A 22,750-nucleotide genomic window follows, 5' to 3' on the forward strand; every position below is an offset into this window, starting at 1 on the left:
GGTGTTACGGTTGAGTCCCGTAGGCGAGCAGGTTTCGGTCCTGCTCCGGCCCCACGGGAGAACCTTTGCGACCACTGCGTCACGGCCATTCGGGCACCAAGCACATCTTCGTCACCGGGGGTGTCGCGTCCTCGCTCGGCAAGGGGCTGACGGCGTCGAGCCTCGGTCAGTTGCTCACCGCACGTGGCCTCCGCGTCACGATGCAGAAGCTCGACCCCTACCTCAACGTGGATCCCGGGACGATGAACCCGTTCCAGCACGGCGAGGTGTTCGTCACCGAGGACGGTGCCGAGACCGACCTCGACGTGGGTCACTACGAGCGTTTCCTCGACCGCAACCTCTCGCAGGACGCGAATGTCACCACGGGACAGGTCTATTCGACCGTCATCGCCAAGGAACGCCGCGGCGAGTACCTCGGTGACACCGTCCAGGTGATCCCGCACATCACCGACGAGATCAAGAACCGCGTCCTCGCGATGCGCCATCCCGGGGCGGACGGACACGAGCCCGACGTCGTCATCACCGAGATCGGCGGCACGGTCGGCGACATCGAGTCGCAACCGTTCATCGAGGCCGCCCGGCAGATCCGCCACGACGTCGGCCGCGACAACGTGCTGTTCCTGCACGTCTCCCTCGTGCCCTATCTCGCGCCGTCAGGGGAGCTGAAGACCAAGCCGACGCAGCACTCGGTGGCCGCGCTGCGCAACATCGGCATCCAGCCCGACGCGCTCATCCTCCGCTGCGACCGCGACGTGCCCGAGCCGCTCAAGGACAAGATCGCGCTCATGTGCGACGTCGAACTCGACGGCGTCATCTCGTGTCCCGACGCACCGTCGATCTACGACATCCCCAAGGTGCTGCACCGCGAGCAGCTCGACGCGTACGTGGTGCGCAAGCTCGGTCTGCCGTTCCGCGACGTCGACTGGACGGTGTGGGGCGACCTGCTGACCCGCGTCCACGAGCCGCGCGAGACCGTCACCGTCGCGTTGGTCGGCAAGTACGTCGACCTGCCGGACGCCTACCTGTCGGTGACCGAGGCGATCCGCGCCGGCGGATTCGGTGCCCGCGCCAAGACCGAGATCCGGTGGGTCCAGTCCGACGAGTGCGCCACCGAGGCCGGTGCCGCCGCGCACCTCGGCGACGTGGACGCGATCCTCATCCCCGGCGGCTTCGGCATCCGCGGCATCGAGGGCAAGGTCGGTGCCATCCGCTACGCCCGCCACCGCGGGATCCCGCTGCTGGGGCTGTGCCTCGGCCTGCAGTGCATCGTGATCGAGGCCGCGCGCGAGGCCGGTCTGACCGACGCGAGCTCCGCCGAGTTCGACCCCGACACCGAACACCCCGTCATCTCGACCATGGCCGACCAGGAACAGGCCGTCGCCGGCGAGGCCGACCTCGGCGGCACCATGCGTCTCGGCGCGTATCCCGCTGTGCTGGAACGCGGTTCGATCGTCGCGAACGCCTACGGCACGACGGAGGTCTCCGAGCGGCACCGCCACCGGTACGAGGTCAACAACACCTACCGCTCCACGATCGCGAGCACCGGCCTGCGTTTCAGCGGCACCTCGCCCGACGGCCACCTCGTCGAATTCGTCGAGTACCCGCGCGAGATCCACCCGTTCCTCGTCGCGACTCAGGCACATCCCGAACTGAAGAGCCGCCCGACGCGCCCGCATCCGCTGTTCGCCGCGTTCGTGAAGGCCGCGCTGAAGTACAAGGCGGGCGAGCGTCTTCCGGTGAACATCCACGGTGACCCCGAGGACGACGACGTCGACGGCGAGCCGTCGCCCACCGGCGCGGTGGCCGGCGTCGCCGAAGCGGGCGCATGAGCGACGAGTCGCACACCTACGAGGTCGTCGACTCGCGCACCGTCTACGACGGCGCGATCCTCGCCCTGCGCGTCGACGAGGTGACCATGCCCGGCGGACGGACCGCCAAGCGTGAGGTCGTGGAACACCACGGCGCCGTCGCGATCGTCGCCGTCGACGCCTGGGGTCGTATCGCGACGGTCACGCAGTATCGCCACCCCGTGCAGCGCGCGCTGCGGGAACTGCCCGCGGGTCTGATGGACTCCGGCGGTGCCGAGTCGCCCGTACAGGCGGCGGCCCGCGAGCTCGTCGAGGAGGTCGGCGTCGAGGCGCAGACCTGGCACTCATTGGTCGACGTCGCGAGCTCGCCCGGGTTCACCGACGAGGCACTGCGGGTGTTCCTCGCGCAGGACCTGCGGTCGGTGGACCGGCCGGAGGCGCACGACGAGGAAGCCGACATGAGCATCGAGTGGGTCGACCTCGACGAGGCCGTCGCGATGGTGTTCCGCGGCGAGATCGTCAACGTGACCAGCGTCTGCGGTGTGCTCGCCTACGCCCACGCGCTGTCGGAGGAGATCGAGCTGCGCGGACCCGACGCCCCGTGGCAGGACCAGCCCACCGCGCTCGACCGTCGCCACGCCGATCGCTGAGCCGGCCGTGGGGACCGTGGCCGCCGAGACGCGTCTGGAGGATCAGATTCGTCGCTACCTCGACCACCTCGCCGTCGAACGCGGTGCGGCGGCGAACACGTTGAGCTCCTACGGTCGCGACCTGGACCGCTACCGCCGCCACCTGACGTCGCGGGGCATCGCGTCCCTCGCCGAGGTCGCCGAGGAGGACGTTCGCGAGTTCCTCGTCGCCCTGCGTACCGGCGATCCCCACCGCGACGAAGCGCCGCTGGCGGACAGCTCTGTCGCCCGGACCCTCGTCGCGGCGCGGGGACTGCACAAGTTCGCCACCGCCGAGGGGATCACCGCCACCGACGTCGCGCACGCCGTGCGGCCACCGAAACCCGCTCGTCGGCTCCCGAAGTCGCTACCCGTCGACCAGGTGGTCGCGATCATCGAGGCGGCCGGGGGAGACGGCGCCGCCGACACGCCGCGCGGGCTGCGTGACCGGGCGCTGATCGAGTTGCTCTACAGCTGCGGCGCCCGCATCTCCGAGGCCGTCGCCCTCGACATCGACGACATGGCGACCGAGTCCGGCGCCGTCCTCCTCCGCGGCAAGGGCGGCCGCGAGCGGATCGTCCCGATCGGTGGTCCCGCACGGGAGGCGCTCGACGCCTACCTGGTCCGGGGCCGACCGGCCCTGGTGAGCCGCTACAACCCCGCGCTCTTCCTCAACGCGCGCGGCGGGCGACTGTCCCGGCAGAGCGCCTGGCAGGTGTTGTCCGACGCAGCCGAGCGCGCAGGACTGCAGACCTCGGTGTCACCGCACACCATGCGGCACAGCTTCGCCACACACCTGCTCGACGGCGGCGCCGACGTCCGCGTCGTCCAGGAGCTGCTCGGGCACGCCTCGGTGACCACGACGCAGGTGTACACGCTGGTCACGGTGTCGGCGATGCGCGAGGTGTACGCCACCGCCCACCCCCGCGCCCGGTGACCCGCGCCGACGGCGATGCTCCACGGCGAGCGACGCGCCACGCACTAGGCTGTGATGGCATCGCAGCGCCGACGGTGAGGAGCAACCGCACGTGACGACACCCCAGCCACCGGCCCCGGGTGTCGCCGACGGTCCGGACCCGGAGGGTCCCGCGACGACCGCTCCCGCACCCGGGTCGGCGAACGGTCAGTACCACCTCACGATCGACGCGCCCGCGCGGGCGAGCGCGCAGGCCGACACCGGGCCCACGGCCTCCGACGAGGAACTCGGGCCCACCGGCCGCGTCAACCGACCCGTCCCGGAGCCGACGCCCCTCGACCGCCACGGCCCGGCCGTCGTCGTCGCCGTGTGCAACCAGAAGGGCGGCGTCGGCAAGACCACGTCGACGATCAACCTCGGTGCGGCACTGGCCGAATACGGCCGACGCGTGCTCCTCGTCGACCTCGACCCGCAGGGCGCGCTGTCCGCGGGTCTCGGCGTGCCCCATCACGAGCTCGACCTGACCGTGCACAACGTGCTGGTCCCGCCGCAGGTGTCTGTCGACGACGTGCTGATGAGCACGCGCGTCGACGGGCTCGACCTGCTGCCCTCCAACATCGACCTGTCGGCCGCGGAGATCCAGCTGGTCAACGAGGTCGGTCGCGAACACACCCTCGCTCGCGCGCTGCACCCGGTGCTGGATCGCTACGACTACGTCCTCATCGACTGCCAGCCGTCGCTGGGTCTGCTGACGGTGAACGCTCTCGCCTGCGCCGACACCGTCGTCATCCCGATGGAGTGCGAGTACTTCTCGCTGCGCGGACTGGCGCTGCTCACCGACACCATCGACAAGGTGCGCGACCGCCTCAACCCGCGGCTGTCGCTGGGCGGGATCCTGATGACCATGTTCGACGCACGCACGCTGCACTCCCGCGAGGTGATGGCCCGCGTCGTCGAGGTGTTCGGGGACACCGTGTACGACACCGTCATCGCGCGCACCGTGCGGTTCCCCGAGACCAGCGTCGCGGGGGAACCGATCACGTCGTGGGCACCGAAATCCGGTGGTGCCACCGCCTACCGGTCGCTCGCGCGTGAGGTGATCGACCGCACCGGCAGGGCCGGATGAGCGACACGGCGACCACCGACGTCGCCGTGGCGGCCGATGCGGCGGCACCTGCCGTCGACCCGTCGGTGTTCACGGTCTCGCTCACCAACTTCTCCGGTCCGTTCGACCTGCTGCTGGACCTCATCAGCCAGCGCCGCCTCGACGTCACCGAGGTGGCCCTGCACGCCGTCACCGACGACTTCATCGCCTACACCAAGAACCTCGGTACGGCAGCCGATCTCGACCAGATCACGCAGTTCCTCGTGGTTGCGGCGACCCTGCTCGACCTCAAGGCCGCGCGTCTGCTGCCGCGTGGTGAGGTGGAGGACGCCGACGACCTCGAACTGCTGGACGCTCGCGACCTGTTGTTCGCGCGACTGCTGCAGTACCGCGCCTACAAGCAGGTCGCGGTGCTCTTCGCCGAGTTGGAAGCATCGGCGCTGCAACGCTATCCGCGCGCGGTGTCGCTCGAACCGCGCTATGAGGAGTTGTTGCCGGAGGTCGCCCTCGGTGTCGATGCGTGGCAGTTCGCGCAGGTCGCCGCCGCGGCACTGGCCCCGAAACCCGTTCCGCAGGTGGGGCTGTCGCACCTGCACGACGTCGACGCCGTGTCGGTCCCCGAGCAGGTGACCCGCGTCGGTGACATCCTGCGTCGCGCGGGCACGCACCGCTGGGTCGACTTCGGGACGTTGGCGTCGGAGTGCGCGAGCGGCCTCGAGGTGGTCGCCCGGTTCCTGGCCCTGCTGGAGTTGTACCGACAGAAGGCGGTCGAGTTCGAGCAGTCCGAGGCGCTTGGGATGCTGCACGTCCGGTGGTCCGGCGAGCGTGACACCGCCGAACTCGTGACGACCACCGCGGAGGACTACGGATGACCGACGAGCCACAGGGCCCGGACGCCGACGAGTCGACCGAGCTCGACGCCACGGACCACGACGGCGGACTGTTCGAGCAGCCCGTCGTCGAGGCCGACGAGATCCACGACCCCCTCGACGAGGACGAACTGCGGTCGGCGTTGGAGGCCATCCTGCTTGTCGTCGACTCACCGGTGGGCGTGGATGCGCTGTCGTCGGCGATCGGGGAGCCGGCCACACGCATCGAGTCGACCGTGATCGCGATGGCCGCGGAGCTCAGCGAGCGCAACAGCGGCATCGACCTGCGCTACGCCGGCGACGGGTGGCGGTTCTACACCCGTCAGGAGTTCGCGCCCTACGTCGAGAAGCTGTTGCTCGACGGCGCGCGGAGCAAGCTGACCCGCGCCGCCCTGGAGACCCTGGCCGTGATCGCCTACCGCCAACCGGTCACGCGATCGCGGGTCAGCGCGGTCCGCGGCGTCAACGTGGACGGCGTCATGCGGACGCTGCTCGCCCGCGGACTCATCAGCGAGGCCGGGAACGACCCCGACGGCGGGGGAATCCTCTACGCGACCACCGAGTTGTTCCTGGAGCGCCTGGGCCTGGCCTCGCTGGGTGATCTTCCCGACATCGCACCGCTCCTGCCCGACGTCGACGTCATCGACGACATCGGAGACGAGCTGGCCGCCGATCCCAGATTCGCCAAGATCGGTGGTCAGCGGGCAGACTCGAGAATCGACCTGGGCCGTTCGGACACCGACTGACGCCCGCTGAGAACTGGATGTACTGATGACTCCCGCTAGCCGAGATGGCAGACCGGACCGCAAGAAGACCTCCTCGCGCGAGGAGTCCCCGCAGCAGCGGTCGAAGAAGCCCCACCGCAAAGGTGGCGCCCCGACGTCCGGCGGTCGCCGCCCGTCGAAGCCCCGGGCCGACCGTGGCGCGATCCGGATCAACAACGCCAAGCCCGCGGCCCGGCAGAACGTCACCCCCGACGGCGACGGCGCGCAGTACGTCGCCGACGGCGTGCGCCTGCAGAAGGTGCTCGCCCAGGCCGGCGTCGCCTCCCGCCGCGGCGCCGAGGAACTGATCGCGGCCGGACGCGTCGACGTCGACGGCGAGATCGTCACCGAGCAGGGCATGCGCATCGACCCGGCGACCGCCGTCGTCCGCGTCGACGGCGCCCGGGTCGTCATGGACGAGACCCTGCAGTACCTCGCGCTGAACAAGCCGAAGGGCTGGCAGTCGACCATGTCCGACGACCAGGGCCGCCCCTGCGTCGGCGACGTCGTCGCCGAGCGGGTGATGGCCGGGCAACGTCTGTTCCACGTCGGACGCCTCGACGCCGACACCGACGGTCTGCTGCTGCTCACCAACGACGGCGAACTGGCCCACCGGCTGATGCATCCGTCGTTCGAGGTGCCGAAGACCTACCTCGCGACGGTGAAGGGTTTGCCGCCGCGCGGTATGAATCGCACGTTGAAGGCCGGGGTCGAGCTCGACGACGGTCCCGTCGCGGTGGACAACTTCACCGTCATGGAGATCGGTGACGGGGTGACGCTCGTCCGGATCGTCCTGCACGAGGGTCGCAAGCGGATCGTTCGCCGTCTCATGGAGCACGTCGGGCACCCCGTGATCGAGCTGTCGCGCATCTCGATCGGTGCGGTGCACCTCGGCAACCAGCGGCCCGGGAGCCTGCGGGTCCTCGGTCGCGACGAGATCGGCGCGCTGTACAAGGCGGTGGGAATGTGAGCGGGACCGACCAGGACCGGATCGTCGCGATCGACGGGCCCGCCGGCACCGGCAAGAGCAGCGTCTCCCGTCGGCTCGCCGACCGCGTCGGTGCCCGCTACCTCGACACCGGCGCCATGTACCGCGTGGCGACGGTCGTCGCTCTGCGCGCCGACGTCGACCTCGAGGACCCGTCCGCGATCGCCGCTGCCGTCGAAGGCATCGACCTCTCGCTGAGCAACGACCCCTCGTCGGACACCGTGTTCCTCGGCGGTGAGGACGTCTCGGCCGAGATCCGCACGGACGCAGTCACCGACGCGGTCTCCGCGGTGTCGGCCGTGCCCGAGGTGCGGACCCTGATGGTCGACAAGCAGCGCGCGCTGGCCGACGGCGAGTTCGCCGTGGTGGAGGGGCGCGACATCGGGACCGTCGTGTTCCCGAAGGCCGGCTGCAAGATCTTCCTCACCGCGACCGCACAGGCCCGCGCCGAGCGCCGACACGAGCAGAACATCGCGCAGGGCCGCGAGAGCGACCTGGCCGCGGTGCTCGCAGCCGTCGAGCGCCGGGACCATCTCGACTCGACGCGCGCGGTCTCGCCGCTGCGCGCGGCCGACGATGCGATCCAGCTCGACACCAGTGATCTCGACATCGAGCAGGTCATCGACCGGCTGGCGGAGCTCGTGCGCGAGCGGATCGGAGTAGAGGCATGAGCGAGTCGGATCTCGACATCGGCATCGTCGACGGCGTGTGGTCGGACGAATCCGACTGGCAGGTCGACGAGTTCGGCGACGCCGTCGACGGGGACGGCGGCGCTCTGGCGATGCCGACCGTCGCCATCGTCGGTCGCCCCAACGTCGGCAAGTCCACCCTGGTCAACCGCATCCTCGGGCGCCGCGAGGCCGTCGTCGAAGACGTTCCCGGCGTGACGCGTGACCGCGTCTCGTACCCCGCGACGTGGAGCGGCCGACGATTCCTGGTGCAGGACACCGGCGGCTGGGAACCCGACGCGAAGGGCATGGGGCAGTCCATCGCCCGGCAGGCCGAACACGCCATGAAGACCGCGGACGCCGTGGTGCTGGTGGTCGACGTGACCGTTGGCGCCACCGCCACTGACGAAGCTGTCGCGCGGGTGCTCCGGCGCTCTGACGCCCCGGTCCTGTTGGCCGCCAACAAGACCGACAGCGAACGGCTCGAAGCCGAGGCCGCGTCACTGTGGTCGCTGGGTCTCGGCGAGCCGCGGACGGTCTCCGCGGCGCACGGTCGGGGAGCGGGCGATCTGCTGGACGCCATCCTCGAGGTGCTCCCCGAGACACCTCGGGAGACCGAGGTGAGCGGCGGACCGCGTCGCGTGGCGCTCGTCGGCAAGCCGAACGTCGGCAAGAGTTCGCTGCTGAACAAGCTCACCGGATCCGACCGCGCCGTCGTCGACAATGTCGCCGGCACCACCGTCGACCCCGTCGACGAGCTCGTCGAACTCGGCGGCAAGGTGTGGAACTTCGTCGACACCGCCGGCCTGCGTAAGAAGGTGAACACCGCCAGCGGTCACGAGTACTACGCGTCGCTGCGGACGCGCAGCGCGATCGAGGCCGCCGAGGTGGCGGTGCTGCTGATCGACGCGTCGCAGCCGATCACCGAGCAGGACCAGCGGGTGCTGACCATGGTGATCGAGGCCGGCCGCGCGCTGGTGATCGCGTTCAACAAGTGGGACCTCGTCGACGAGGACCGCCGCTACATGCTCGACAAGGAGATCGACCGCGACCTGGCCCGTGTGCCGTGGGCACGGCGCGTGAACATCTCGGCGTCGACGGGACGGTCGGTGCAGAAGCTGGTGCCGCAGCTCGACACCGCGCTGGACTCCTGGGACCGCCGCATCTCCACCGGCCAGCTGAACAACTGGCTCAAGGAGGTCATCGCAGCGACGCCGCCGCCGGTGCGCGGTGGCCGGCAGCCGCGGGTCATGTTCGCGACCCAGGCCGCGACGCGTCCGCCGACGTTCGTGCTGTTCACGACCGGTTTCCTCGAGGCCGGCTACCGCCGCTTCCTCGAGCGCAGGTTGCGTGAGCAGTTCGGCTTCGACGGCTCCCCGGTGCGCATCAACGTGCGTGTTCGGGAGAAGCGCCAGCAGCGTCGCTGAGGGTGCCAGGCGATTGGCTCGCGGACCTCGCCGTCCGCTAGGCTGAGCGACGCTGCTCCGCGGAGCGGCAACGGGCTGTGGCGCAGTTTGGTAGCGCACTTGACTGGGGGTCAAGTGGTCGCAGGTTCAAATCCTGTCAGCCCGACTCACCTCATCCGACGACATCTCGGATGTCGCGAATCCCCGCGAGAACCTCCTCGGGCGCTGACAGTGGATATCCCCACCAGGCGAGCTGCCCGAGGTACGCGACGCCCAGTTCGTTCTCGCCGTGTTCCCAACTGAGATTCGTCATCCGCCATTCGAAGGCGCACAGGACCATCGCCAGGGCCGCGGTCGGGGCATCGCCGAAGAACTGGGTGACCTGCCATCCTGGGAGCTCGGTCGGGTGGCCCTGGTGAGGTATCTCGAACACCTCGGCGGTCAGCGCGAGGCTCGCTGGGCACAGGCTGTCGTACAGGAGGTGCATCGCATTCGCGACGAACTCCTCGGAGCCAGTAAGGCGTGGGCCGCCTCGGAGAAGATGGTGGCGCAACCATTCTCGCCGTCTCTGCGCTCCGGCCCGGTCAGCGGCACGGAGGTCGCTCACTTGTCTCCACGTCGGCGCATCGGGAGCGCCGTCGCGCGTGAGACGTCGGTCGAGCCTCTCGCTGTCGCGTGATCGAGATCGCCTCATATCCGCCACAGCACGTGGTCGAGCACCGGGGAGGTATGCCACGTAGACATCGATGCCGATTGGTGACGTCAGCCTCGACAGCGGCACCGCGGCACGGGCGGGCCTGCAGATGGTGGTGGCACCACCCACGTGAGTGCAGTAGATGAGGCCGAGGGTCTCCGTGGATTTCCTCTTCCCGTTCATCAAACGGACGACCCAACCGACATCGCCGGCGACACTCGCCACAAAACTCGAAGCGATGTCGGTCAGAAGATCGTCGACCGTCGCGTCGGCCGGGTAGTCCCAGAACTCCTCGTGGCTCTCGACGTCATCGCCCATCGCAACCGACTCGCGGTCCATCCGAACCGTGATCACCTCGGGGCGACTGGACCGCATGAATCGGAGCGTAACCACATCGGAGTTCTCGTCGCCTGCGGGCCGATCGAGTTCGGGGAGGTCTGCCCGTCTCCGCCGAATCCCGGCGTCGCCGCTCCTCAGCCCCGTTCGTACGGGATCTTCTCGCCGGCCTCGACGGCGAAGGGCAGGTGATTGCCGGCCGGCGGGAGCGGGCAGGTCGCGAAATCGATGAAGGCGCAGGGCAGGTTGACCGCCCGGTTGAAGTCGAGGACCACCGCACCGCCGTCGCGAATCACCTGGTCGGACGCCTCGATCGCGAGAGTGCGGTTGGCGGCATAGGTGGTCACCCCCGATGTCTCATCGGTGAAGAGAACGCTCAGTCCACCGTCCTTGCCGTTGAACGCGGTCAGGCGGTGCTCGGCTCCGTTTCGCTGCAGGACCACCACGCCCGGTGAGACGTACACGTGCGCAAGCCCTTCTGCGACCGCGCCGACGGTGACGGACTCGGGCTCGGCGAATGGCTCGAACCGGGCTTCGATCGCCCACGCCGGCTCAGCGGGATAGGCGGGAACCCCGCGGAAGTCGCGGAGTGTCGCGGCGGAGTCGTCGTGGACACGAATCAGGTAGCCCTCGCCGCGGCGGGTGACCTCGATGTGGTGACCGTCGAGATCGATGACCTCGCCCGGGCCGGTGGGATGTAGTTCGAAATCGCGGGGCTCGAACGTCTCGCCGTCGCCCGGCGCGAGATGCGCGATCGACTCCTCGTACCACCACGACCCCGGCAAACCGTCGAATTGACCGGGCTCGGTGTCGAGCCACTCCAGGCGATTGATCGACAACCACCCACCGCGTGCCCCCAGGGCCTGCTCGCGGGCGTGGTGCCACTTCGCCCACTCCGCTGCGAAGTCGTCCGTCGAAGCGGCGCTGCTGTCAGTCGTGGTCGTCGTCATGGCAATCTCCTCGTCCTCGGTCACTTAGTGAACGCTTGACGCGTCCTCGATGTTCGCGTTGTTCTCGCCGCGGTCGAAAAGATTGACCCTCCAGGTCAGCAAGGGGTGGCTCACCTACGTGGCCGGCCCCCCGCACCCGACCTACCGTCGAGGGAGTGACACGTCGTCCATACGCGGGCTCCGCGTCCTTGCTCGCTCTGCTCTGCGTCGCTCTCGTCGCCTGCTCGTCCGGAGGCGGACCAACCACGACGTCGGGCACGTCATCACTGCCCGCTGGTCTCGGCGCTGATCAGCTGGTCTCGACAAAGCTCACCACCGCGAACGGCGTCGACGCCGGTGCCGCAACGGGTCGATCGCTCAACGTTCCGAAGGGCTGGACCGCGCAGGTGTGGGCGGACGTTCCCGACGCGCGGATGGCGGTGTGGACGCCGGACGGGAAGCTCATCGTCTCGACCGGCAAGACCGGAACGCTGAACATCGTGACGCCAGCCAGCGCCGGCCGGGGGCCCCAGGTGTCTCGACTGGCGAGTGGACTGTCGGATCCGCAGGGCGTGGCCATGACCCGACAGGGCGGCCGCGAGGTCCTCGTCGTCGGTGAGAACTCGCGGATCACCACGTGGACCTACGCGAACGGTGCGATCTCGGACCGACGGATCATCGACAACCTGCCCACCGGCGGCCACGACAGCAAGATGATGGCCGTCGACGGCGATCGCATCGTCTACAACGTGGGGTCGACCGCCAACCACAGCGACGCCGGTCCGCGCGACGATCGCGGAGATCGGACTCGACGGCACCGGCAACCGCACCCTCGCGGTCGGTGTCCGCAACGGGGAGGGTCTGTCGATCGCGCCGGACGGCTCGATCTTCACCGCCATCAACGAGGACGACAACCAGCCGTACCCGTTCCACGACGACAACCCGTACGGCGGGAAGGTGCAGTCATACATCAACGACCACCCCAACGATCAGATCTCGCGCATCACGCCCGGGACCGACATGGGTTGGCCGCTGTGCGTGCCGGACTCGCGCGGCAAGCCGGACGGACTGAACATCGGCTACGTGAACGACCCCGAGTTCAATGCGGACGGCAGCAAACTGAACTGCTCGCGTATCGGCACGACGATGCTCGGGATGCCGGCACACAGTGCGCCCGTCGGGTTCGGGTTCACACGGGGCACAGCGCTTCCGGCGGCGTTGTCCGACGGCGCGATCGTCACCGCACACGGGTCGTGGAACCGGAAGCCTCCGCGGGAGCCCTACGTCGCGTATACGCCGTGGAACGACGCGACGAAGTCCCTCGGTGCCCTCCGTGTTCTTGTGACCGGGTTCCAGAACGCCGACGGATCGCGCTGGGGGAGAAGCGTCGACGCCGTACCCGGTCCCGACGGCTCGCTCTATGTCACAGACGATGTCGCAGGGCTCGTCTACCGCCTGACGCCCCCACGCTGAACCGGTTGCGTCGTCGGCCCGACGGGGTGACGATGACGGTCACAGGTCATCTGTACGACGGGCCGACGGATGGAGGGCGACATGGTGACGGGATTCGTGATCCTCGGCCTCGTGGCGCTGGGCGTCGCACTCGTGGCGCGCAATCGTGGCGGGCTGAAGCCGGGGGAGAACCCCTCGCGGGTGGGCAGAGCTGGAATCGTCCCCCGCTACGGGCGGACCTCGGACCCTGGCACGAACGGGAGTTCCGTCGGCCTTCTCGGCCTCGGGGGCTTCGACAGTTCTGGTTCGGGTGGGTTCGACAGCGGCTCGTGCGGCACCAGCGACGGCGGATCGAGTGGAGGCGACTCCGGCGGGAGTTGCTGACCTGACCCGATCAGGCGCCGCGTCGTGCGACAGTGACTCGATGAGCGAGACCGTAGCGGTCATCGGGGCAGGGCCCGGAGGGCTGGTTGCGGCACGGTGGCTCCTCGCGCAGAACTTCGACGTCGACCTGTTCGAGGAGGGGCCGACCCTTGGCGGCCAGTGGTCTGGAAGACCCCGCACGAGCGGGGTGTGGCCCGCCATGCACACCAACACGAGTCGGATCCTCACCGCCTTCGGCGATCTCGACCACGACGCCGACGTCGTTTTCCCGTCGAACCGCGACATCCTCGCGTATCTCCACCGCTACGCCGAGACGTTCGACCTCACCCGCCGCATCCGGTTGTGCACCCGCGTCGACGTCATCGATCGCGAGGACGACCGGTGGCGCGTCGAACACTCGGCCACCGTGGAGATCTTCGACCGAGTGGTCATTGCGACCGGACGTTTTCGATCTCCGTCGTTCCCGCCGGTTCCGGGTCTCGAGACATTCCCGGGCACAGCGCAGTCGACATTCCACTACCGCGGGGCCGAGGAGTACCGCGGCAAGCGCGTGCTGGTGGCGGGCTGCGCTGTCAGTGCCCTGGAGATCGCCGCCGAGCTGGCGCAGTCCGGGGCCTCGACGGTCACGATCACCCAGCGCCGCCAGCGCTACGTGCTGCCGAAGTTCGCCGCGGGGGTGCCGTCCGACCATCGCATCTTCACCCGCTACGGAGCGCTCGCCGCAGAGTCGCTTCCGCCGGCGGAGATCGACCGGCAGCTCCGTGAGATCGTCGTGGAGGCCGGCGGCGCGCCCGAACAATACGGCGCACCGGCGGCGGACCCGTTACTGTTCCGGGCCGGCGTCACCCTGAACCAGACGTATCTGCCGCTGGTCGCCGAAGGACGAATCACGGTGCGGCCGTGGATCGGATCGGTCGAGGGCAACGAGGTGACCTTCGCTGACGGACGTCGCGAGGAGTTCGACGCGATCCTCTTCGGGACCGGGTTTTCCGTCGACATCCCGTTCCTCTCCGACGAGGTGCGGGAGGCACTCGACATCGACGACGCGCACATCGACGCCGACCGGTACACCTTCCACCCTGATCTACCCGGTCTCGCGCTGGTGGGGATGTGGGATCAGTCGGGTGGCTACTTCGTGCCGCTGGAACTCCAGGCCCGCTGGATCGCCTACGCGTGGGGCGGCGCAGTCCCGATGCCGTCGGATGCCGATCAGCGGGATGCGGTGATCGCCTACCGTGCCCGCCGCGGTCAATCGCAGAAGACCCGCATGAACCTTGCCGCCATCACGTTCGCACGGGCCGCCGGCGTGGAGCCGACACCCGAGATGTGGCCGGACCTGCAGCGCGCGTTGCTGTTCGGCCCGCTCGCGCCGAGCTGCTTCCGACTCGAGGGACCCGACGCGCTGCCTGATGCTCGCGAGCGGTTCCTGCGCGATGCCGCTGCGTTCGGCGCGATCCCGGGCCCCGAACTCACCGCCCGAGAACGCGAGTACCGGGCGATGCTGCAGGCCGCCCAGAAACCGGCGGTCGTCGGCGGCTGAGCGTCGAGGAGGACATGCTGACGGGCAAGCATCTCGGCTGAGCACGGACCCGAGATGTCTCCCAGGGCCGCCGGTGGTCCTCGCAGACGAGGACCTTCGGCCCTGTGAGGACACCGACGACATCGGCGACGATCGGGTGGTCGAAAGGGTCGCGACCGGCGCCGACACAAGGTCTGACGCCTCCCGGGTGAGGGCGATGGTCACACGTGAACTCCGTGGTCGGAGCCCGACGAGCCGCTGCTGGCGGCCCTTCCGACACGAGCCGTCGCCTCGGCGCTGTGGTCTTTCGGGGCGGCCTCGCGACTACGTGCGAGGTCGTGAGGGTGCCCCGCTCCCTCGGGTCACCGCCGTGGCGACGGTCTCGTCCTTCTCGTCTCGGCCATCGCTGTGATGTTCTCTAGCCCTGCTCCTTCGAGCAGAACCAGGTGGTGCGGCCGCCGACCGTCCCGCGCTTCATCGGTGCGCCGCAGCGCGGGCAATTCGAGTCGGCATTGCGGTAGGGAATGATCTCGCCGGTGTGAACACCTCCCTTTCGAATAGCGGATCTTGTGCACCTTCGTAAAACTCGACGCAATTCGTCGGCGTCTGATTCCGAGAGAGAATTCGATCGTCGCGACGGCGACAAACTCGTCTGCCACAGCACTTCATCGGCGAGGAGATTGCCGATACCCGCGATCGCGTTCTGGTCGAGCAGTCGCGCCTTGAGTGGCGCCTTGCTCGCGGCGATCATGCTGCGGAACTCCTCGCGGGTGATCTCCGCGGCGTCCGGACCGAGCGCGTCGATGTCGGGCTCGAGCCGCACCCGGCCGAGGCGGCGCTTGTCGAACAGGCGCAGCTGCCCGCCGTCGTCGAAGGACATGGAGAAGCGCGTCCACTCGGGCTTGTCCTTCTTCCGGACGCCGATCTTCGCGTTGCCCCCGCCGTAGTCCGACGAGTCCTCGCCCTCGGGAGCGGTGACGATGACACGCCCACCCATGCCGAGATGGATTCCGAGGGTGGGACCTTCGGCTCCGTCGGCGGTCTCGGTCTCGCACCACATCGCCTTGCCGCGGCGATGCGCCGCCGTCAGCCGGCCACCGACGAGCGCGTGTTTGATCTCTCCGGGCCGGTGGGGGCGGCACTCGTACTCGTCGTGGTCGTCGATGTCGCTGATGGTCCGGTCGAGTGCTTTCTCGACCACCTGGCGCGCGTTCTCCACCTCGGGCAGTTCGGGCATGACTCCGGTGTACCGGCTCCCGCGGCGCGGCGCACTGGCCTGCGACAACAGCGGTGCGCGGGGTCGTTGTCGGTCGAACGCGCGGAATCTCCGATCACTAGCGACAAACGGCGGTTCCTCAATGTATGTTTACGCCCAGGGGGTCGCATTCAGCTCTTCAGCGACAGTCACATTCTTTTGGGGGAAGGTTTTCCAGTGGGGAACAACAGCGGGCGTCATCGCGCCGCAGAGAAGAAGGCCGCTCGTCGGCGCGAGCGGACCGCCGCTTCGTCGAGCAAGCGGAAGGCGCAGTTCGTCCTGGCCACCTCGGGCGTGACCGCCGCGGCGGTCGCGCTCGGCGTCGCCGGACCTGCTTTCGCGGCAAACCCGGACCAGCTTCGCAAGGACTGCACCTGGGCCAGCACGTCCGACCAGCAACGGCAGATCCAGACCTGCACGTTCTACTCGAACGCGCTCGGTCGCGAGGTCAACGTGCAGGTCCGCGCGTCGAACCAGGAGGCCGGCGGCACCGAGCAGGGCGTCTACTTCCTGGACGGCATCGGCGCCAACAACGACCGAAGCACCTGGGCCAACGCGGATGTCGGCGAGGTGGAAGCGTTCAGCAAGGGCGTCAACCTCGTCCTCCCCGCCGGCGGCGCCGGTGAGTGGGCCACCAACTGGCAGGGCGACAAGGTCCAGAACGGCGTGACCACCAAGGGTCCGCAGTGGGAGACGTTCCTCGCGCAGGAGCTGCCGGACTACCTCAACGAGAACTTCGACGTCCAGAAGAACAACAACGCGATCGTCGGCGTCTCGATGTCCGGCGGCCCGGCCATCATCACCGCGCTGAACAACCCGACGGTGTTCGCCGTCGCCCGGTCGTTCTCGGGCTTCTACCAGACCGACAATGCCGGTGGCTACCAGGCGATCCCGTACATCCAGCAGACGTACACCGGCATCAGCAACGGTGGCTCCGGCATGTGGGGCGTCCCGAACACGCCCGGCAACATCTGGGCGCAGAACGACGTCAGCAAGCGCATCGCCGAGGCGAAGGCCAACGGGCAGACCATCATCATCTCGGTCGGCAACGGCATCCCGCCGCTGAAGACGATCCTCGCGCTCGCCGCCTCGCAGGGCATCGCCGGCATCATCACGCTGCCGGTCACCATCGCGACCGGTGCCGCCATCGAGATGGGCTCGCTCGTCTCGACGATGCTGCTCAACGCCCAGGCCGTCGCGCAGGGCCTGCCGGTCCGGTTCCACTACAACTTCGGCAGCCACGACTTCTACTCGTGGGCGCAGACCGCTCCGCAGGACGCGGCCGAGATCGAGGCGGCCCTCGCGGCGGCGCAGGCCAAGGAGAACACGAACACCTTGGCCAAGGTGGCCGGCCCGTCCTCCACCCTGACTTCGACGAATGCGGCTCTCGCCAAGAGTGTCTCGCTCGTGCAGTCGGCGGATGGGACCTCCGCGCTCAACGTGCCGTCGAAGGTCGCCACGGGATCGTCCTCGTCGGACGAAACCGCGGCGTCCGGATCGACGTCTGAGACCGCCACCGGCACTTCGGGTTCGACCTCGACCGAATCGGGCTCGACCACCGAGACCAGTACGCCTCCGGCCTCGTCGACGCCGGTCGAATCGACACCGACCTCATCGGCGCCGTCGACCTCCGAGTCGCCCGCACCGACCAAGTCGTCGGACTCGGGGACGTCGGCCTCGACGGGATCGGAGTCGACCGCACCGAGCACGTCGACCCCGTCGACGACGGAGACCTCGGCGCCGGAGACGTCCTCGACGGACACTTCGGCGACGAAGCCTTCGACGGAGTCGGACTCGACGGGAAGCGGATCGACGGGCACCAGCGGCTCCACCACGGTCACCAAGACCGAGACGACGGCCACCGCCTCGGCGGCCTGACACAGCTACACACGACAGCGGCGCCCCTCGTCATCGCGACGGGGGGCGCCGTTCGTCGTATCGGGTCAGCCGGCGGTAGGCAGCCGATCGTCGTCGGCGGCCCGGGCCTGTTCCCGCTGGTGCCGACGTCGCCGCACCACCAGGGTCACCACCGCAGCCGCGATGATCGCGTAGACGACGTAGTCGAAGTACCCCAGGTAGTCGTGGAAGCGCTCGTGCTGCGTGCCGAGCGCGGCGCCGGCACCGAGCAGCAGGCCGTTCCACAGGAAAGAGCCGAGCAGCGTCAGCACACTGAACACCAGAAGGTTCATCGCGGCGGCACCGGCGGGAAGCGAGATGATCGACCGGACACCCGGGATCATCCGCCCGAGGAACACCGACCACTTGCCGAACCGGCGGAACCAATCGGCGCCACGCTCGGCGTCTCGGCGGCTGACGATCCGGGTCCACACGGCTGCGTCGACCGTGCGGTCGAGGCCGACGACGCGGCCCAGCACGTACAGGACGAGCGCGCCGAGCCAGGCGCCCACGGTGCTCCACACGATCAACGCCGGCAACGACAGCGTCCCCGTGTGGCTGAGATATCCCGCGAACGGCAGGATCACCTCGCTGGGGATCGGCGGGAACACGGTCTCGAGGAAGACGAGGAACCCGATCCCCGCACTCCCGAAACGCTCGAGGACGTCGGCGGCGAAGCCGGTGATGCCGGTGAACCCGTGGCCCTCGGCGGCAGTGATCGTCAGCGTCGTCACGCGGGCGAACTCCTGTGGTCAGGGGGCGGCCGGGTTGCCGCCTCCCTCCATCATCCAGATCCGGACGAACCGGTCAGCGGCCCTTCTCGTCCTCGGTCAGCAGGTTCGACATGAACGTGAAGAGCTCACGATCGGTGAGAGCGCGCCAATTCGGGGCCAGGAGCTTCATGTACTTCTCGACGTAGAGCAGCTGCTTGCCGACGAGGACGAGCTCCCGGGGGAGACGAAGATCATAGGCGCGCGCGAGGTCGGCGAGCTGTTTGCCCAGGTCGGTGTAGGACATGCTGCCGAGTCCCTTGCCCGCGGTCGGGGCGACGAACCGTCGCATGTCCTTCGCCCCATCTCGGGTGCCTCCCGGCTTCTTCACCGCGCCGAGCGTGAACAGCGCGCGCCCGGCCGACTCGTAGTCGTTGCGGAGGAAGAGATCGCCGACGAGCCGTCGCATGATGCGGCGGGTCCGCGGGTCGAAGCGTCCGACGATCCCGAAGTCCAGCAGCACCAGACGACCCTCGGCGTCGACGAGGACGTTGCCAGCGTGCAGGTCGCCGTGGAACACACCGCCGTGGAACGCCGACTCGAGGAAGGACAGCAGCAGGGTCCGGACCAGCTCGGTGCCGTCGTGGCCGGCCTTGCGGACCGCCTTGGCGTCGTCGATGCGGACCGCCTCGACGTACTCCATGGTGAGCACCGCGGCGGTCGTGAACTCGCGGTGTACGCGCGGGACCCGCACCCGGTCGGCGAGCGTTGTCCCGGCGAGACCGGCGACGAAATCCTCCATCGCCGACGCCTCGTTGCGGAAGTCGACCTCGGCGTTCAGCCCGGCGGCGAAGTCGTCGACGACGTCCCGAGCGCTGAGCATCCGCCCGTACTCGGAGGTCTCGGCGAGGCGGGCGAGGTGGGTCAGTATCTGCACGTCGGCGGCCAACCGGGGCGCGATCCCTGGTCGCTGCACCTTCACCACCACTCGCTCACCGGTGTGCAACGTCGCGGTGTGGACCTGCGCGATGGATGCCGACGCGATCGGCGTGCGGTCGAACTCGGCGAACACCTCCGACGGCGGCGCTCCCAGTTCGTCGGTCAACACCTTCTCGACGGCGTCGCCCGGCGCGGGGGCCACGCGGTCGAGCAGTGACTCGAACTCCCGCGAGAGCAGCGGGGTGAAGACGCCCGGGCTCGACGCGATCAACTGCCCGAGCTTGACGTACGTCGGGCCGAGTCGTTCGAAGACGTCGCGGACCTCGCGCGCGGCCAGTGGAGCGAGCGGCGATCCGGGACGCACGCCGGCCACGAACTCCACACCGCCGCGCGCCACCTGGAAGGCCGTCACACCCATGCGTCGGGCCTCGGCGATCGGCGACACGTGGGGAAGACGGTTGTACACGCCCTCGGCGGGATCGACGTCAGCGGTGATCGCCGGACGCGGGTCGTCGGCTGTGGTCATGTCCTCAGGTGTCTGCGTCGTCATCGTGGGATCCGTGGGTCGGGGTCGGATGGTCATCGCATCGTGAGCCGCACCACACGGGCTGGTGCGGACCACTGTGCGAGGGTGCCGTTCTGCGATGGCAGAGTCAACGCGAGACGGGTGTTCTGTGACGAATTACCACCGGTCCGTGCCAGGGTCGACCCATGGCCGAGCCGGAGCGGACCCCAGACGGCCACCACATCGTCGTGAACGGCCGACGGTGGCGCGCCACCGATCCATCGATCCCCGAGGACCGCGGCGCGGAGTTGCGGTCGATCCTGATGGCCTGGCGGCGGGCCGTCCGCGACACCGACGGTTCCCGCGCCGCCCGGGCCGGCGTACAGGCGGCCAAGGTCGCGTTGGGCGAGCGCGGCACGCCGTGGTGGGAGCAGTCCGAGGACGAACGCCGAGCCCGGTGGGAGACACACGTGCCCCGGCCCGGGGACCCCGACGCGCCTGACGGGAACTGACCGACGCCGTCGGTAGGGTGCCGCGGGTGACAGCGAGCGCGCCCATCCAGTCCGTGAACGCCCGGCTGGCCGACGAACTGTCGGTCGCCGAGAACCAGGTCGCCGCCGCGGTGCGGTTGCTCGACGAGGGATCGACGGTCCCGTTCATCGCGCGCTACCGCAAGGAGGCGACAGGCAGCCTCGACGACGCCCAGCTCCGCCGGCTCGACGAGCGACTGCAGTACCTCCGTGAACTCGACGATCGACGCGCCACCGTGCTCTCCTCGATCGACGAGCAGGGCAAGCTCACCGAGGACCTGCGCGCCGCGCTGCTCGCGGCCGACACCAAGTCGCGTGTCGAGGACATCTACCTCCCGTACAAGACGAAGCGACGGACCAAGGCGCAGATCGCCCGGGAGGCGGGACTCGAACCCCTCGCCGGCCGTCTCCTCGGCGACCCGACTCTCGTGCCCGAGACGATCGCCGCCGGCTTCGTGACCGACGGTGTCGCCGACGCCGCCGCTGCTCTCGAGGGCGCGCGACACATCGTCGTCGAGCGGGCCGCGGAGGACGCGGACCTCGTCGGCGCCGTGCGCGAGAAGTTCTGGGCCGACGGCACGCTGCGCACCGCTCCCCGCACCGAGGCCGCGGCCGCGACGCCGACCGGCCAGAAGTTCCGCGACTACTTCGACTTCGCCGAGCCGCTGGAGACGATGCCGTCGCACCGCGTCCTCGCCGTGTTGCGCGGGGAGAAGGAGGAAGTCCTGTCGTTGACCTTCGACGGTGGTGAGGACGAGGTCTACCAGGCGATGGTCGCGCGATCACTGGGCGTCGACCTCTCCCACCCGGGACCGGCGACCGCCTGGCTGGCCGGATCGGTGCGGTGGGCGTGGAAGATCAAGCTCACGATCGGCGCCGAGACCGACGCCCGCCTGCGCTTGCGTCGTCGCGCCGAAGAGGACGCCGTCGCCGTCTTCGCGACCAACCTGAAGGACCTCCTGCTGGCCGCGCCCGCGGGCAACCGTCCCACCCTCGGACTCGACCCCGGCTTCCGGACGGGCGTGAAGGTCGCCGTCGTCGACGGGACCGGCAAGGTGCTCGACCACTGCGCGGTCTTCCCGCACCAGCCCCAGAAGCAGTGGGATGCGGCCAAAGCGACGCTCGGCGCACTCGTCGCGCGGCACGGGGTCGACCTCATCGCGATCGGCAACGGCACCGCCTCCCGCGAGACCGACGCGCTCGCGAGCGAGCTGGTCGCCGACATCCGTGCCTCCGGTTCAGCGGCCCCCGCGAAGGCCGTCGTCAGTGAGGCGGGAGCGTCGGTGTACTCGGCGTCGGAGTACGCGAGCCGGGAACTACCCGACCTCGACGTGTCGATCCGCGGCGCCGTGTCGATCGCCCGTCGACTCCAGGACCCGTTGGCGGAGCTGGTGAAGATCGACCCGAAGTCGATCGGCGTCGGCCAGTACCAGCACGACGTCAACCCCGTCACCCTCGCGCGCAGTCTCGACGTCGTCGTCGAGGACGCCGTCAACGCTGTCGGCGTCGACCTGAACACCGCGTCGGTGCCGCTGCTGTCGCGGGTGTCCGGAGTGACGCCCGCCCTCGCCGAAGCGATCGTCGGTCACCGCGACACCACGGGTCGGTTCACGAGCCGAGCCGAGCTGCTGAAGGTGCCGCGACTCGGGCCCAAGGCGTTCGAGCAGTGCGCGGGGTTCCTGCGCATCACCGACGGCGCCGACCCGCTCGACGCGTCGGGCGTCCACCCCGAGGCGTACCCCGTTGTGCGAAAGATCCTGGACCGCACTGGGATCACGCTCGCCGAACTCATCGGCGACACCCGCACGCTGCGCTCGCTGCGGCCGGCGGACTTCGCCGACGACCGGTTCGGCGTCCCGACGGTGTCCGACATCCTCGCCGAACTCGAGAAGCCCGGCCGGGATCCACGACCGGCGTTCGAGACCGCCACCTTCGCGGCAGGCGTGGAGAAGGTCGGCGACCTGCGACCGGGCATGGTCCTCGAGGGTGTCGTCACGAACGTCGCAGCCTTCGGGGCGTTCGTCGACGTCGGCGTGCACCAGGACGGGCTCGTGCACGTCTCGGCCATGTCCGATCGCTACGTGTCCGACCCGCACGAGGTCGTGCGGTCGGGTCAGGTGGTGCGGGTGAAGGTCCTCGAGGTCGATGTCGACCGGCAACGGATCGGGTTGACGCTCCGGTTGACCGACGAGGTCGGGGCGACGCGACCGGGCCGCGGGGCGAAGCCGGGAGCGGACACGGCGTCGGGCGAAAGGCCGTCGGGTGGCGCCCGCCCCTCCGGACCGCGCGACGGCCGGGGCGGCGGCAAGCGGGGAGGCCCCCGTGGCGGTGACCGTGCGCGCCGAGACGCCCCCGCGGCCTCGGGTGCCATGGCCCAGGCACTGCGCGACGCCGGATTCGGCCGCTGAC

General features: G+C 69.4%; 21 protein-coding genes and 1 tRNA gene. 16 read left to right on the forward strand and 6 right to left on the reverse strand.

Features of this window, described 5'->3' with window-relative positions:
* Positions 1 to 65: 65 nt before the first annotated feature.
* The 10 genes from Q1A98_RS08240 to Q1A98_RS08285 all read left to right on the forward strand — a co-directional run bounded on the left by Q1A98_RS08240 (position 66) and on the right by Q1A98_RS08285 (position 9,358).
* Positions 66 to 1,829: a CTP synthase gene (locus Q1A98_RS08240; protein WP_299571910.1), complete on the forward strand. Its 1,764-nt coding sequence runs from the start codon at positions 66 to 68 to the stop codon at positions 1,827 to 1,829.
* Positions 1,826 to 2,458, forward strand: a complete 633-nt coding sequence (locus tag Q1A98_RS08245) for an NUDIX hydrolase (protein WP_299571914.1) — start codon at positions 1,826 to 1,828, stop codon at positions 2,456 to 2,458. Before Q1A98_RS08240 ends, Q1A98_RS08245 begins: the two co-directional genes overlap by 4 nt.
* 16 nt (positions 2,459 to 2,474) lie before the next feature.
* Positions 2,475 to 3,413 carry a site-specific tyrosine recombinase XerD gene (gene xerD / locus Q1A98_RS08250; protein WP_299571916.1) on the forward strand — a complete coding sequence of 313 codons (939 nt, stop codon included), beginning with the start codon at positions 2,475 to 2,477 and terminating at the stop codon, positions 3,411 to 3,413.
* A gap of 202 nt (positions 3,414 to 3,615) precedes the next feature.
* Complete coding sequence (locus Q1A98_RS08255) at positions 3,616 to 4,518, forward strand: ParA family protein (RefSeq protein ID WP_299572806.1); 903 nt, start codon at positions 3,616 to 3,618, stop codon at positions 4,516 to 4,518.
* Positions 4,515 to 5,369, forward strand: a complete 855-nt coding sequence (locus Q1A98_RS08260; protein WP_299571918.1) for a segregation/condensation protein A — start codon at positions 4,515 to 4,517, stop codon at positions 5,367 to 5,369. The genes Q1A98_RS08255 and Q1A98_RS08260 overlap by 4 nt, the downstream gene beginning before the upstream one ends.
* Positions 5,366 to 6,112 (forward strand): SMC-Scp complex subunit ScpB, encoded by a 747-nt coding sequence (scpB, locus tag Q1A98_RS08265; RefSeq protein ID WP_299571921.1) that lies wholly within the window; start codon positions 5,366 to 5,368, stop codon positions 6,110 to 6,112. The genes Q1A98_RS08260 and scpB overlap by 4 nt, the downstream gene beginning before the upstream one ends.
* A gap of 25 nt (positions 6,113 to 6,137) precedes the next feature.
* Complete coding sequence (locus tag Q1A98_RS08270) at positions 6,138 to 7,100, forward strand: pseudouridine synthase (protein WP_299571924.1); 963 nt, start codon at positions 6,138 to 6,140, stop codon at positions 7,098 to 7,100.
* Complete coding sequence (gene cmk, locus Q1A98_RS08275) at positions 7,097 to 7,789, forward strand: (d)CMP kinase (protein WP_299571927.1); 693 nt, start codon at positions 7,097 to 7,099, stop codon at positions 7,787 to 7,789. The genes Q1A98_RS08270 and cmk overlap by 4 nt, the downstream gene beginning before the upstream one ends.
* Entirely contained in the window at positions 7,786 to 9,213 is a 1,428-nt protein-coding gene (gene der / locus Q1A98_RS08280) for a ribosome biogenesis GTPase Der (protein WP_299571929.1), read from the forward strand. The genes cmk and der overlap by 4 nt, the downstream gene beginning before the upstream one ends.
* A gap of 71 nt (positions 9,214 to 9,284) precedes the next feature.
* Positions 9,285 to 9,358 (forward strand) — tRNA-Pro (locus Q1A98_RS08285).
* A 6-nt stretch (positions 9,359 to 9,364) separates the two neighbouring features.
* Here the strand turns inward: Q1A98_RS08285 and Q1A98_RS08290 are convergent.
* From Q1A98_RS08290 to Q1A98_RS08300, 3 genes are all read right to left on the reverse strand, one after another.
* Entirely contained in the window at positions 9,365 to 10,261 is an 897-nt protein-coding gene (locus Q1A98_RS08290) for a hypothetical protein (RefSeq protein WP_299571932.1), read from the reverse strand.
* A 98-nt stretch (positions 10,262 to 10,359) separates the two neighbouring features.
* The gene (locus tag Q1A98_RS08295) at positions 10,360 to 11,172 is read right to left on the reverse strand and encodes a DUF1684 domain-containing protein (protein ID WP_299571934.1); all 813 of its coding nucleotides are present in this window, start codon (positions 11,170 to 11,172) and stop codon (positions 10,360 to 10,362) included.
* A 289-nt stretch (positions 11,173 to 11,461) separates the two neighbouring features.
* Entirely contained in the window at positions 11,462 to 11,617 is a 156-nt protein-coding gene (locus tag Q1A98_RS08300; protein ID WP_299571937.1) for a hypothetical protein, read from the reverse strand.
* Positions 11,618 to 12,108: 491 nt separating this feature from the next.
* Between Q1A98_RS08300 and Q1A98_RS08305 the strand changes: the two genes are divergently transcribed.
* The 3 genes from Q1A98_RS08305 (at position 12,109) to Q1A98_RS08315 (ending at position 14,527) form a co-directional block, all read left to right on the forward strand.
* Complete coding sequence (locus Q1A98_RS08305) at positions 12,109 to 12,624, forward strand: hypothetical protein (protein ID WP_299571940.1); 516 nt, start codon at positions 12,109 to 12,111, stop codon at positions 12,622 to 12,624.
* An 81-nt stretch (positions 12,625 to 12,705) separates the two neighbouring features.
* Positions 12,706 to 12,987 carry a hypothetical protein gene (locus Q1A98_RS08310; RefSeq protein ID WP_299571943.1) on the forward strand — a complete coding sequence of 94 codons (282 nt, stop codon included), beginning with the start codon at positions 12,706 to 12,708 and terminating at the stop codon, positions 12,985 to 12,987.
* Positions 12,988 to 13,027: 40 nt separating this feature from the next.
* Positions 13,028 to 14,527, forward strand: coding sequence for an FAD-dependent oxidoreductase (locus Q1A98_RS08315; protein ID WP_299571945.1), 1,500 nt, complete (start codon positions 13,028 to 13,030; stop codon positions 14,525 to 14,527).
* A gap of 397 nt (positions 14,528 to 14,924) precedes the next feature.
* Here the strand turns inward: Q1A98_RS08315 and Q1A98_RS08320 are convergent, their stop codons facing one another.
* Positions 14,925 to 15,743 carry a DNA-formamidopyrimidine glycosylase family protein gene (locus Q1A98_RS08320; protein WP_299571948.1) on the reverse strand — a complete coding sequence of 273 codons (819 nt, stop codon included), beginning with the start codon at positions 15,741 to 15,743 and terminating at the stop codon, positions 14,925 to 14,927.
* 195 nt (positions 15,744 to 15,938) lie between these two features.
* Here Q1A98_RS08320 and Q1A98_RS08325 point away from each other — a divergent pair, with 195 nt between their 5' ends.
* Positions 15,939 to 17,639, forward strand: coding sequence for an alpha/beta hydrolase-fold protein (locus Q1A98_RS08325; RefSeq protein ID WP_299571950.1), 1,701 nt, complete (start codon positions 15,939 to 15,941; stop codon positions 17,637 to 17,639).
* Between the two features lie 65 nt (positions 17,640 to 17,704).
* Here Q1A98_RS08325 and Q1A98_RS08330 read toward each other — a convergent pair whose 3' ends face one another.
* Together Q1A98_RS08330 and Q1A98_RS08335 are read right to left on the reverse strand one after the other, a co-directional pair.
* Positions 17,705 to 18,391: a DedA family protein gene (locus tag Q1A98_RS08330; RefSeq protein WP_299571953.1), complete on the reverse strand. Its 687-nt coding sequence runs from the start codon at positions 18,389 to 18,391 to the stop codon at positions 17,705 to 17,707.
* A gap of 73 nt (positions 18,392 to 18,464) precedes the next feature.
* Complete coding sequence (locus Q1A98_RS08335) at positions 18,465 to 19,832, reverse strand: AarF/UbiB family protein (RefSeq protein ID WP_299571955.1); 1,368 nt, start codon at positions 19,830 to 19,832, stop codon at positions 18,465 to 18,467.
* Positions 19,833 to 20,017: 185 nt separating this feature from the next.
* On the opposite strand from Q1A98_RS08335, the gene Q1A98_RS08340 reads away from it, so the two are divergent.
* Together Q1A98_RS08340 and Q1A98_RS08345 are read left to right on the forward strand one after the other, a co-directional pair.
* A complete protein-coding gene (locus Q1A98_RS08340) occupies positions 20,018 to 20,323 on the forward strand; it encodes a hypothetical protein (RefSeq protein WP_299571957.1) in 306 nt (101 codons plus the stop codon).
* Between the two features lie 17 nt (positions 20,324 to 20,340).
* Complete coding sequence (locus Q1A98_RS08345) at positions 20,341 to 22,749, forward strand: Tex family protein (protein WP_299571959.1); 2,409 nt, start codon at positions 20,341 to 20,343, stop codon at positions 22,747 to 22,749.
* Position 22,750 lies beyond the last annotated feature (1 nt).

Source organism: uncultured Williamsia sp., assembly GCF_947494875.1.
Taxonomy (GTDB): domain Bacteria; phylum Actinomycetota; class Actinomycetes; order Mycobacteriales; family Mycobacteriaceae; genus Williamsia_A.

What these genes read in the sequence shown, in the direction of transcription:
- Q1A98_RS08245 (WP_299571914.1), top strand. Translation starts at nt 1,826, where the DNA reads ATGAGCGACGAGTCGCACACCTACGAGGTCGTCGACTCGCGCACCGTC.
- Q1A98_RS08260 (WP_299571918.1), top strand. Translation starts at nt 4,515, where the DNA reads ATGAGCGACACGGCGACCACCGACGTCGCCGTGGCGGCCGATGCGGCG.
- scpB (WP_299571921.1), top strand. Translation starts at nt 5,366, where the DNA reads ATGACCGACGAGCCACAGGGCCCGGACGCCGACGAGTCGACCGAGCTC.
- Q1A98_RS08270 (WP_299571924.1), top strand. Translation starts at nt 6,138, where the DNA reads ATGACTCCCGCTAGCCGAGATGGCAGACCGGACCGCAAGAAGACCTCC.
- der (WP_299571929.1), top strand. Translation starts at nt 7,786, where the DNA reads ATGAGCGAGTCGGATCTCGACATCGGCATCGTCGACGGCGTGTGGTCG.
- Q1A98_RS08290 (WP_299571932.1), bottom strand. Translation starts at nt 10,261, where the DNA reads ATGCGGTCCAGTCGCCCCGAGGTGATCACGGTTCGGATGGACCGCGAG.
- Q1A98_RS08295 (WP_299571934.1), bottom strand. Translation starts at nt 11,172, where the DNA reads ATGACGACGACCACGACTGACAGCAGCGCCGCTTCGACGGACGACTTC.
- Q1A98_RS08300 (WP_299571937.1), bottom strand. Translation starts at nt 11,617, where the DNA reads ATGAGCTTCCCGTCCGGCGTCCACACCGCCATCCGCGCGTCGGGAACG.
- Q1A98_RS08310 (WP_299571943.1), top strand. Translation starts at nt 12,706, where the DNA reads ATGGTGACGGGATTCGTGATCCTCGGCCTCGTGGCGCTGGGCGTCGCA.
- Q1A98_RS08315 (WP_299571945.1), top strand. Translation starts at nt 13,028, where the DNA reads ATGAGCGAGACCGTAGCGGTCATCGGGGCAGGGCCCGGAGGGCTGGTT.
- Q1A98_RS08320 (WP_299571948.1), bottom strand. Translation starts at nt 15,743, where the DNA reads ATGCCCGAACTGCCCGAGGTGGAGAACGCGCGCCAGGTGGTCGAGAAA.
- Q1A98_RS08335 (WP_299571955.1), bottom strand. Translation starts at nt 19,832, where the DNA reads ATGACCACAGCCGACGACCCGCGTCCGGCGATCACCGCTGACGTCGAT.
- Q1A98_RS08340 (WP_299571957.1), top strand. Translation starts at nt 20,018, where the DNA reads ATGGCCGAGCCGGAGCGGACCCCAGACGGCCACCACATCGTCGTGAAC.